The sequence below is a fragment of the Anaerolineales bacterium genome, assembly GCA_037382465.1.
GTDB lineage: Bacteria > Chloroflexota > Anaerolineae > Anaerolineales > E44-bin32 > WVZH01.
The window spans coordinates 33,522-44,602 of record JARRPX010000024.1; the positions used below are offsets into that span (position 1 = coordinate 33,522).

At 55.8% G+C, this 11,081-nt stretch carries 10 protein-coding genes and 3 tRNA genes; 5 read left to right on the forward strand and 8 right to left on the reverse strand.

Translation table 11 applies throughout. The features are described 5' to 3' along the window. Positions 1 to 4 precede the first annotated feature (4 nt). Positions 5 to 391, forward strand: a complete 387-nt coding sequence (locus P8Z34_08230; GenBank protein ID MEJ2550656.1) for a cyclophilin-like fold protein — start codon at positions 5 to 7, stop codon at positions 389 to 391. 41 nt (positions 392 to 432) lie between these two features. Here P8Z34_08230 and P8Z34_08235 read toward each other — a convergent pair whose 3' ends face one another. The 7 genes from P8Z34_08235 to P8Z34_08265 all read right to left on the reverse strand — a co-directional run bounded on the left by P8Z34_08235 (position 433) and on the right by P8Z34_08265 (position 8,221). Continuing rightward, positions 433 to 1,167: a hypothetical protein gene (locus P8Z34_08235; protein ID MEJ2550657.1), complete on the reverse strand. Its 735-nt coding sequence runs from the start codon at positions 1,165 to 1,167 to the stop codon at positions 433 to 435. Next, entirely contained in the window at positions 1,164 to 2,441 is a 1,278-nt protein-coding gene (locus P8Z34_08240; GenBank protein MEJ2550658.1) for an FAD-dependent oxidoreductase, read from the reverse strand. The genes P8Z34_08235 and P8Z34_08240 overlap by 4 nt, the downstream gene beginning before the upstream one ends. Continuing rightward, on the reverse strand, positions 2,438 to 2,887 hold the full coding sequence (locus tag P8Z34_08245; GenBank protein ID MEJ2550659.1) for a 4Fe-4S dicluster domain-containing protein: 450 nt from the start codon (positions 2,885 to 2,887) through the stop codon (positions 2,438 to 2,440). Before P8Z34_08245 ends, P8Z34_08240 begins: the two co-directional genes overlap by 4 nt. A gap of 23 nt (positions 2,888 to 2,910) precedes the next feature. Further along, complete coding sequence (locus P8Z34_08250) at positions 2,911 to 4,431, reverse strand: glutamate synthase-related protein (GenBank protein ID MEJ2550660.1); 1,521 nt, start codon at positions 4,429 to 4,431, stop codon at positions 2,911 to 2,913. Positions 4,432 to 4,455: 24 nt separating this feature from the next. Next, the gene (locus tag P8Z34_08255; protein ID MEJ2550661.1) at positions 4,456 to 5,592 is read right to left on the reverse strand and encodes a glutamine amidotransferase family protein; all 1,137 of its coding nucleotides are present in this window, start codon (positions 5,590 to 5,592) and stop codon (positions 4,456 to 4,458) included. 201 nt (positions 5,593 to 5,793) lie between these two features. Continuing rightward, complete coding sequence (locus P8Z34_08260; protein MEJ2550662.1) at positions 5,794 to 6,405, reverse strand: GAF and ANTAR domain-containing protein; 612 nt, start codon at positions 6,403 to 6,405, stop codon at positions 5,794 to 5,796. 214 nt (positions 6,406 to 6,619) lie between these two features. Then, positions 6,620 to 8,221, reverse strand: a complete 1,602-nt coding sequence (locus tag P8Z34_08265) for a tRNA uridine(34) 5-carboxymethylaminomethyl modification radical SAM/GNAT enzyme Elp3 (GenBank protein ID MEJ2550663.1) — start codon at positions 8,219 to 8,221, stop codon at positions 6,620 to 6,622. 16 nt (positions 8,222 to 8,237) lie between these two features. Between P8Z34_08265 and P8Z34_08270 the strand changes: the two genes are divergently transcribed. The 4 genes from P8Z34_08270 (at position 8,238) to P8Z34_08285 (ending at position 9,355) form a co-directional block, all read left to right on the forward strand. Continuing rightward, on the forward strand, positions 8,238 to 8,951 hold the full coding sequence (locus tag P8Z34_08270; GenBank protein MEJ2550664.1) for a methyltransferase domain-containing protein: 714 nt from the start codon (positions 8,238 to 8,240) through the stop codon (positions 8,949 to 8,951). 111 nt (positions 8,952 to 9,062) lie between these two features. Continuing rightward, positions 9,063 to 9,147 (forward strand) — tRNA-Ser (locus P8Z34_08275). 11 nt (positions 9,148 to 9,158) lie between these two features. After that, a tRNA-Ser gene (locus tag P8Z34_08280) sits at positions 9,159 to 9,252 on the forward strand. Positions 9,253 to 9,278: 26 nt separating this feature from the next. Next, positions 9,279 to 9,355, forward strand: a tRNA-Arg gene (locus tag P8Z34_08285). 90 nt (positions 9,356 to 9,445) lie between these two features. Here P8Z34_08285 and P8Z34_08290 read toward each other — a convergent pair. Further along, complete coding sequence (locus P8Z34_08290) at positions 9,446 to 10,264, reverse strand: hypothetical protein (protein ID MEJ2550665.1); 819 nt, start codon at positions 10,262 to 10,264, stop codon at positions 9,446 to 9,448. Between the last annotated feature and the right edge of the window lie 817 nt (positions 10,265 to 11,081).

An 11,081-nucleotide genomic window follows, 5' to 3' on the forward strand; every position in this document is an offset into this window, starting at 1 on the left:
CATCATGGATCGAGAAATTCTCATCTCTGCGGGGGACGTTGCCGCGTTCGCACGCCTGTTTGAAAACGAGACCGCCAGAGTCATTTGGGAAGCACTTCCGCTGAACGGGATCGCTCACCGCTGGGGTGAGGAAATATACTTCGATATTCCGGTCGTGATTCCAGAATCAGATGATGCCCGCCAAGAAATGCGGATTGGGGAACTGGCGTACTGGCCGGCCGGGAACGCGTTCTGCATCTTCTTCGGCCGCACACCGATCAGCGAGGGTCAAACGCCAAAAGCGTACGCCAACGTCAACCCCTTCGGGATCATCGAACAGAACGCAGGCGTCTTCACCGCGATCAACGACGGTGCACAAATTACGATATCCAGAAGAGGTAAAACTTCATAGATCGAGCCAGTACGCGCGAGTGTATCGACGTTGAGATGATCTCAGTAGGCGTACAGATTGCCGAACGGCCGGGACGAAAACGGGATGAGTTTGGTGTAGTGATCCTTGAGCAAATCTTTCACCTTCAAGCGCACGTCGCCGCAGTATTCGCGTAGATGCTCCTCGACCGCAGCCATGTCCTCATCCGTCGGGTCGCGGATGCCGACTTCCTTCCCGACCTGGTACTCCTGCACTTCCCCACGGATGTAGATCGTTCCACCGTGCATTCCGGTGCCGACGTAATTTCCCACGCACGAACGCCCGTTCAGTTGATCGATGCCCAAAACGATAATGAGACCTCCCGCCATGTACTCCCCCAGAAAATCGCCTGCACCGCCGCCGATAACGATCACAGGTTGTTTATCCTCATAGGATTTCATGTGGATTCCCACACGGTAACCGACATTTCCCCGCACGAAGAGCTTTCCGCCTCGCATGGCGTATCCCAGGATGTCGCCCGCATCTCCCCTGACGATCACCTTGCCGGCGTTCATCGTGTTGCCCACGCCATCTTGTGCGTTCTCGCTGACTTCGATCGTCGGCCCGTCCATAAACGAAGCCAGGGCGTTGCCCGGCACGCCGTTTACCTCGAGGTGCACCTGGGCTTTCAACCCCCCGCCGATGTAGCGTTGGCCGTTCACGTCATCCAGACGAATGTCCCGCTCTCCTGCGGCCACTGCCTGGCGAATCTTTCGGTTGAGTTCTTGATAATGAACGCCTTTGGCGTTGATTTTCATAGGTACACCCCTTCGCCCTCCACAAGATGCTTGCGATAATCCTTCGGCAGGGAAATCAACCCAAAGTCCTCACTCAGGAGCACGTCACGGAAGCTGCTCACGTCCATCTGCTCTCGAATCAACCCTGTGTAGATGCCCGCCCGGTCGATGTCGCGCACCAGGATCGCGCCTACGATGACGCCGTCACGAAGCACGACTTTCTTATACGCATCCCGCTTTCGATCGAAATGCTTGAGCACTTCAAGACCGTTCTCTTCCGCCTGCATTATGCCGACGGATATCGTGGGGACGTCGAAAAGTTGGATGGAATTCATGGCGAAACTGCCGGGGTACGCTTTACAGCCGCCCGCCATGTTGCACCCCGCAACCCAACCCTGTTTGTACGCATTCGGCCAGATGGCAATCGGACGCACCTTGTTGAGCAGAATGTCACGCACTTCGACGACGTCGCCGGCAGCATAGACATCCTCGACTGCCGTCTGCATATGCTCGTCGACCTGAATGCCCTGTGCGGTCTGAATCGGCGTGTTTTCGACCAGCGAAATGTTGGGCCGGACGCCGATGCCAAACACCACCATTTGACACTCGATGCGGCGGTGGTCTTTAAGCACGACACCGCCGATGCGATTCTTGTACTGCAAGATTCGTTCGACGGTGTTACCGGTCACCAGCGCAATTCCCTTTTGCGCCAGCCGTCGTTGGACGATTTCGGAGGCCTTTTGGTCGAAATTCGCGCTCATGATTCGATCCATGAGTTCGATGATGGTCACTTCGAGTCCGAGTTCGTCGAAGGCCTCAGCGGCCTTGAGTCCGATCAAACCGCCGCCGATCACCACCACCCGCGACACGGAATACGTCTCGAGATATTCTTGAATCGCCCTGGCGTCGTCCCATCCCATGAGGGTGAAAACCCCCTTCAATTGGGAACCATCTACCTGCGGCACGACCGCCGACCCGCCCGTGGCGATGAGCAGCTTTTCGAAATTCAACTGCGAACCGTCATCTATTACGAGACGCCGTTCCAGGACATCCAGCTCGCATACTTCCCTGCCCAGGATCGTGCGAACCCCTTTGCGCTCGTAAAAACCGTCATCTCGATAATACATGCGAGATTCGTCTACGTGGCCGGCGAGCAGGTAGGTGATCAAGGGCCGGGAGTAGGCTCGATATTTTTCACGGGAGACGATCACGATTTCGCCCGTGTCGTCTTGCGAGCGGATCGCCTCCACGGCACCGATTGCCGCGGCAGAATTGCCGATGATCGTGTAACTCATGCGACGACCCTTTCTTCGAAGGTGATCGCCTCATTGGGACAGTTCCGAACGCAGACCGGGATTTCCTCCCCCAAACACAGGTCACATTTCGAAGCCACCTTCTTCACTTCCAAATCCCGCTTGATCACCCCAAAGGGGCACACCATGATGCACATCCAACAGCCCACGCATTTTTCTTCATCGCACAGAACGGCATTCGTCTCTTCATCCCGCTGCATGGCGCCGGTGATACACGCCTCCACACACGGCGCTTCTTCGCAGTGGCGGCACTGCAGTGCAAACGACAGGTACCCCTGTTCTTCCACCACGAGCATGGCCATGGCGCGCGGAAATTCTTCCTTGAAGGCTTTTACGATTTTCTTCGACTCCGAATGGCGCACGAGGCAGTGAATTTCACACAACCGGCATCCGATGCAGTACTCCTCGTGAATGTAAATTCGCTTCATATACGTCTCCCGAGTTGCTCCGCCTACCAAGCTTCGCCGGCCGCTTTGATACCCAGGATATCCAATTCGCTCTGGGTCATTCCGACGCCGCGCAAGTGTTCCCGATTGCCGCGCAGACTCTCGATGGCGTTGATCCCCATGCCTCCCAGCATTTCTTTGATCTCCAACGACCAACCCCGCAGCAGATTGACCAGACGCCGCTGGGCGATGTTGGGATTGAGGCGTTTGGTGAGATACGGATCCTGGGTGGCGATGCCCCAATTACACTTGCCCGTGTAGCATTTCTGGCACAGATGGCAGCCCATCGCCACCAGTGCAGAAGTAGCGATGTAAACCGCATCGGCACCGAGCGCGATCGCCTTGACGATGTCGGCGCTGTTGCGGAAACCTCCACCGGCGATGATCGAAGCACGATGGCGAATCCCCTCTTCCCGCAGCCGCTGGTCGACCGCCGCGATGGCCAGCTCGATGGGAAGCCCCACATGGTCACGGATCATGGTCGGTGCAGCGCCGGTACCACCGCGCAAACCGTCGATGGCCACGATGTCCGCACCGGCCCGGATGATCCCGCTGGCGATCGGCGCCACGTTGTGAACCGCAGCGATCTTCACGCTCACCGGTTTGCTATAGCCGGTGGCTTCTTTCAAGGCGAATATCAGTTGGCGCAGGTCTTCGATGGAGTAAATGTCGTGATGCGGTGCCGGCGAAAGGGCATCCGTCCCGGCCGGGATCATGCGCGTCTTGGAGATTTCCTCGCTCACTTTCTCGCCGGGCAGATGGCCGCCGATGCCCGGTTTCGCGCCCTGGCCGATCTTGATTTCGATCGCCGCAGCCACATCCAGATATTCCGCGTGAACGCCGAATCGCCCGGATGCGACCTGTGCGATCGTGTTTCCGCCGAAACGATAGAAATCCTTATGCAGCCCGCCTTCACCGGTGTTGTAGAAGGTGCCCGCTTTCTGCGCCGCCGCCGCCAGCGCCAAACAGGCGTTGTAGCTGATCGAGCCGTACGACATGGCGGAGAACAGAATGGGCGTTTCGAGCATCAACTGCGGGCTCAATTCGGTCGTAAGGTCGTAGCCCGCGTTCGTGCGTGCGAGCGTGACGCGCTCGGGTTTGCTTCCCAGGAAGGTGCGCAGTTCCATGGGCTCCCGCAGAGGATCGATGGAGGGATTGGTGACTTGCGAGGCGTTGAGCAGCATGCGGTCGAAATACGAAGGCAGCTGCCGGTCACAACCCATTCCGGTCAGAAGGACGCCGCCCGATTCCGCTTGCTTGTAGATGTTCTTGATCGTCTGGGCCGTCCAATTGGCGTTGGACTTGTAATGATTCGGATTCTGCATGATCGTGATCGCATTCGTCGGGCACAGCGTGGCGCAGCGGTGGCAACCGACGCAGTTGCGTTCGTCGCTGATCACGCAGTCATCGTCCGCATCGTAGACGTGACAATCGTTTGCACATTGACGCACACAGACCTGGCAGGCAATGCAGCGGTCCATGTCGCGCGCTATTCGAAATTCGGAGGGATAAAGGGATAATGTCACCGTTTCAGACCTTCTCTTCTGTGTCTAGTGCGATAACTGCATCTGGAACAATTCCAGGCGCCGCATTGAAGCCGGCGTTTCCACATGCGGTGATTTCAACAGGCCGATCACCGGTTCGCCTGCTCTCGGCATCCAGACCTGCGCCGGCTTCGGACAGATTTCACGAATGGCGGAATCCTCACTGGCGATGTAGAGCATGTCGCCGTCGCGTGCCGCAATCAGCGGCCTCAGCTTCATGCGATCGCTCAGTCCCACGATGCCGTTCGCATGACCGATAACCACGGCAAAAGGACCATTGACGAGCGCACTTGCATACACCGTCCGGAGCGTGCGAAAAATTTCACGCTGCTTTTCGTCCATGCGCTCGATTTCATCCCAAAAATGCGCACAAACGATCTTCGCGGCGATCTCGATGGGCATGCGATGTTTGCGGATGAGCAAATCGAACAGGTATGCGAGGACTTCCGTATCCGTGAAACAGGTACATTGATAGCCGAAGTGTTCCAGATAACGTTTATTTATGCCGTAGGAGGAAATCTCGCCGTTGTGGATCACGCTCCAATCGAGCAAACTGAAGGGATGCGCGCCGCCCCACCATCCCTGGCTGTTGGTGGGAAATCTGCCGTGGCCCGTCCAGATGTAAGCCTGATACTCATCCAGGCGATAATACGCCCCGATGTCTTCGGGGTAGCCCACGCCTTTGAAGACTCCCATGTTCTTGCCGCAAGAAGCGACGAAGGCGCCCTCGATTTTGGCGTTGATGTCCATCACCATCCGCACGATGGTATCTTCTTCCTCGCCGTCCTGCGCCGACTCCGGCTTAAGCTTCAAAAAATAGCGCCAGAGAATGGGAGGATTCGACACGAGTTCATTGCGCCGCGTGGGAATAGGCTCGTCCATTTCGATGGAGCATCTCAACTTGAGATAGGCCTCCGTCTCCGACTTCGCATTCGGATGGTCGAGCAGCATGTGAAAGGCGTAGCAGTCGGCGCGTTCGGGATAGATACCGTAAGCGGCAAAACCACCGCCCAGGCCGTTTCCACGCTCGTGCATGGAAGCCATGGCCGTGATCACGCGATCGCCGGGAATTACCTTTCCGCGCTCGTTCATAAAACCCACGATGCCGCACCCGCTCATATCTTTTTCGTACAATTGACCCATTCCCGTCTCCCACGACACCAGGTGATATTAAAAAAGACACCCCGGCGATCCTTCTTGCCGTTGGGCGTCCTTGCCGAACTCAACGTCTTCGTCGAAGAGAGTCGAGGTCCCCTTACTCATGACCTCGGCCAAACACGTCATCGTGTTAGCCGTATGATAAATGAAAAAATCGGCTTGTCAAGTGATACCGGGGAAGGCAGGCTAAGATTTCAGTTCATTGGCCAAAATAATCGCTTCGGCGATCTCGCGCATCGAACGACGGGAATTCATGCTTTTCTTACGCATCATTTGAAAGGCATCATCTTCCTGCAGGCCCAAATCCTTCATCAGCATCCCCTTCGCCCGTTCGATTAGTTTGCGCGATTCCAGTTCCTCCCGGATAACTTTCGAGCGCACCATTAATTCCGTATTTTCGATACAGATCGCGGCCTGGTTGGCCACGGTGGTCAACAAATCCAGCTCGGTGTCCGAGAAGTCGTGCTCGTAGGAAGTGTAGCAGTTGATCACGCCGATGACACGATCGCGAACTTTCATGGGCACGCTGAGCATGGAGCGCAAGCCCATTTTCTTTGCAAGATCTTTTTCCTTGTAGCGCGGCTCTTTCAAGACGTCGGGTATGATCGCCGGCTCATCCCGCTGCGCCACGAAACCGACGACGCCTTCGCCCAGGCCGAGGCTCCGTTCCTTCAGGTAATCCTTGTTCATCGTCTGGGCAGCCCGCACGCGCAGGCACTTTTCATCCTCTTCGATCAACCAGAGCGAACACACCTTGGAGTTCATCGCCTGCGCGGTCACCGTCACGATGAGGCGCAATACGTCCTCGATGTAGCGGTCAGATGAGATTGCCGCGCTGAACTCCTACAACGCTTGAATTTGTTCCGCATACGAGATGTCGTGCTCTTCGGACAAACGAGACTCCTTCGCCATGGTTTTGTTTGTATTTACTGGATTATGGCGGGAAAGTCAACTTGGTGGAAGATGTGTGCAGATCATAAAACGGTGATGCTGCAGGGAGAGTACGTACTCGTCAGGGCAATACCTTCAGCATATACGTTCCCACCAACTTATAACCCAGCTTCTGATAATAACCGCGTGTTCCCAACGCCGAAATTACCGCCAGATTTTCGTAGCCCGACGTACGGGCAATCGTTTCCGCACGCCTCATCAGGTCCGTTCCCAGCCCGGCATGTTGGGCGGCGCCGTCCGCATTTTCGCCGACTTCGAGGGATTGCCCGTAAATATGCAGTTCACGCACGAGCGCACTGTGGGCCAATTCGGCCAATCCGCTCTCCGGTGATGCAGGACCGGGCAGCGAAAGTCGCACATAGCCCGCCAGGCGATCCTGCGAAGTTACGATGGAAAGGAAATGCTCCTCCGCGCCGCCGGCCTGATAGACCTCGTCCTGAATCTCGACCCGCTCCGCATCGATCGGACGTCCGCGCACCTCACGACAGCGGATGCATTCACATCGTTCGCCGCGCCGTTTCAACTCCCGCTGCACGTCCTGCCGCAGGCTCGTGCGTTTGTTGCCCGCGACGACGTTGTCGGAGGGGATGTCGCGCACGACGCGATTGACACGGCAGTAGTGCGGGATCAGCGGTTTGATGTCGGCGATCAAATCCACGAGTTCTTTCGTGGTGTACGGGGTGTACTCGCCCCGTTCCCAATACGCGTACAATTCGGTGTCCTCGAGCAATTGGCAGGGATAGATTTTTATTTCATCCGGGCGCAATCCGGGATCGTCCCAGAGACGAGCGAAATCCTCGGCATCTGATTCGAGTGTTGCCCCGAGCAGATTGGGCATCCAATGCAGCACCGTCTTGAAACCCGCCGCTCGCAGCAAACTCGTCGCCTTACGGGTTGCATCGACGGTATGTCCACGTTTGTTGAGCGCCAGGATGCGGTCGTCCTGGCTCTGGCTGCCCATCTGCACCTTGGTCACGCCCAGCGCGCGCAAGCGGGCGAGTTCCTCGTCGTCGATCCGATCGGGACGCGTTTCGACGACCAGGCCGACGTTGCGGTGGGCAGCCACGGCGTTGGCGCTCTGGGCCTCCGCCAATGAGGCGGATTCGAAACCGTTCATCACGTCCAGGCAGCGTTTCAGGAACCATTCTTGATAATCTGCTTTGTAAGCGCTCCACGTACCGCCCAGGATGAGAAGCTCGATCTTGTCCGTGGGATGGCCGATGGCTTCCAGCGCCTCGATACGAGCCCGGGTCTGATCGTAAGGATCGAAGGCATGATGCACGGCGCGCATGGCGCCGGGTTCGTCCGGCAGGTAGGACTTGGGCACGCGGCTGTCCGTCGGGCAGAAGATACATTCACCGGGACAGGGATACGGCTTGGTCATCACGGTGACCGTCGTGACGCCGGAAAGCGTACGCCCCGGCTTCATGCGAATGCGGGACAACAAGGACGGTTCTTCGTCGATCTCCCCCTGCTCGACGAGCCGGCGGTAGACCTGCACGACGATCGGCTTTCCCACGTAACCGCCCGAAGGCAGCGGATTTCCCCGGATCGCCTCCAGTATGGCGCGCCCTTCGATGACTTCGTCCAGGATCTTGCGAGCCTGTCGAAGCTGCTCGCGAGAATATTCGCGAGCCTCAAGCCAAGCCTGATCGCCTTCCATCGCGTATAATCCCAGTATGCGAGACGAGATAATCGACCGTTTGATACGTCTCAACCGAGGATTCTACCAGACCTTCGCCGCCTCCTTCGCCGAGACTCGGGCGCGGTTACAGCCCGGGGTGCTGCGAATCCTGGACGACGTCAACGCCAGCGATTCCATCCTCGACCTGGGATGCGGCAACGGTGAATTGGCGCGCACGCTTGCCCGCCGCGGTCACCGAGGCGTTTACTATGGGCTCGACAGCAGCCAAGCGCTGCTCGAAATCGCCCGTACTGATCGTTCGCATTCCAGGGCACATTTCATCGACTCCGATCTTACCGAATCCGGATGGTCCAGAGACCTGCCTTCGCCCTTCGATCGGGTTTTTGCATTTGCCGTGCTGCATCATATCCCCGGCGACGCCTTGCGAAAGCGGATTCTGAGCGATGTGCACGACCTGCTGACAAGTGACGGCAAATTAATCATGTCCAACTGGAATTTTCCCGAGAGCCAACGCCTTCGAAAACGCGTGCTCCCGTGGTCGACGATTGGGATCGCAAAAGCCGACGTGGACCCAGGAGATGCATTGCTGGATTGGAAGCGCGGCGGACGCGGACTGCGCTACGTGCATCACTTCAGCGAAGAGGAATTGAACCAACTGGCACAGGCAGCGGGATTTCGGATTCTGGACACGTTTTACAGCGACGGCGAAGGTGGCCGGCTGGGGCTTTATCAGGTGTGGGAAAAGTAGTAAAAACGCATCAACCGATGACGATTGAAGGCTTAAAATGACAGTTCTTTGACACCCCCATAGCCGCATGATACAATGCGGGCGCTCGGGAAGGGAGACCCTTTAAAGCCCGGAGGGATGGCCGAGTGGACGAAGGCGGCGGTCTTGAAAACCGCTGTGGGGCAACCCACCGGGGGTTCGAATCCCTCTCCCTCCGCCTTAACAACCGGGGAGGTGCCGGAGTGGTTGAACGGGGGCGCCTGCTAAGCGCTTGTAGGGGTTAAAGCCTCTACCGTGGGTTCGAATCCCACCCTCCCCGCCATCGGGGTATAATAGAACCGATAACATGCGCCCGTAGCTCAGTGGATTAGAGCACTTGCTTGCGGAGTAAGGGGCCGCAGGTTCGAGTCCTGCCGGGCGCGCCAAAAATGGGCTGCGGAATTCGCAGCCCATTTCGATTTTCAGAACGGATTCGATACTTCCCGCTCTCTATTTCATATCTATTCCGATTGTTGTCATTCAAAATCTCCACAAGGCTCTGGCTTGGGATAGCCATTGCGAGCGCAGCACCAGGCGTGGAAAGTGCCTTGTCCAGCACTACCCCGCAGTTGATTCCAGTTGTCCAGTAAATACCAGACTAAGTAATCGTCCGAAATGTAATCGGGATTGGGACACGCACCGTATGCACGCATGTAATCCTCATCCAGGGTAACGTCGTAGACACATTCCGCATCCCTGTAATTTATGGGCGTATAAACCGTCATATGATCCCCATTCTGGACGACAGTGACTTGGACAGGATTAACAGGAAACGTGTCATCCGCCCAGCACGTCCAGGTTCCATTCCAATCGGGCAGCAAAGGCGGCGGTTCCATCACGGGCAGCATGCTGATGTCGCAGGACACCTGCGCATACATGTCCCAGATCCAACACTGTTCGCCAGGATTGTCGGGATTGTCGATGATCATGAAATCCGGCACGCTGCTCTGCCCCACGACCTGTGCTTCCTCCCCCACGACGAGCGCACCCAGGTAAAGATAGGGTTCTCCCGGTCCTGAACGGCAGTTGGTATTCGTGGTCACGCTGACCAGTGGAACGCAGGTCGTCGAAGTTGCCGTCGCGGCGTCCGCAGACTCTGGTACGGATGCCGAATCATCCGCCGAACCGGCAACAACTTGTCCGCTTTCCACGGCCGCAACGAACGTGGCCAGGGCTTGCATCGTCTGGGTAGCTTCTGGGTAAATCGAAGTCGATCCCATCAGGTCGCAGGAAAGAAGAGCGAGAAGCAAAAACAGTGCAGGAAAAAACGCAAAGCGAATGTGGGATGATCGCATGGTAGTTCTCCTCCATAACGGATGGGCGGGACCCCCAAATCTCTTGCGGACCTATCCCTGAAACGAACAGGTAGCTGAATTTGTGACGCCGCGGGCGATGGATCGGCAACGGGTTAACATTAGCACATTTCCGCCCTGACGTATAAGCTATGGCACATTCAGCCACTGACTTAATATACAAGCCGTTACCAACAAGGATATATTTTAAGGACTTGAAAATCAATCGATCAACTCGTGCGGCTGCACACAATATCGAGTATAACGATATTTGTCTTGATAAATGGAATTTGTCTTTGTACTCCATAATGGAAAACGTCATGTTTCCCAATCAAGAAACTATGTGAAACAATCTACCATCAACCGGCAACATCACTCCGAATCATCACCTCGTAGACAAGTAATAACATTAAGTAGATCGATTCATTTTCTCTTGGTTTTAGCAAACTTAGTGGACTTTACGTCACAGAAAAGCGAGGATTTTAACAGAAAGAATATTACATCAGTAGTAATTCACAAGCTGCAATTACACGCAAAGCTTATACTCATTGTTAAAATACAGGTCATCAATCAACAATTCCGGATGATAACAGATCTATAAGGTTCCAATGATATTCAGCGATTACTGGTTTGTACCCCATGATGCATCTAGTGATCGAATCTCTTCTTTACAACTGCAAAAATGGTTGAATCCTTAGTTACCTCGTAGATCGTTTCATAATCTGGATAAAAATCCTCACTAAGATAGACATTTCTGCATCCGATCACATAATCGGGTTGCGTTTCTTCCCAAGGACCACCTTCTAATCCGAATATCAAC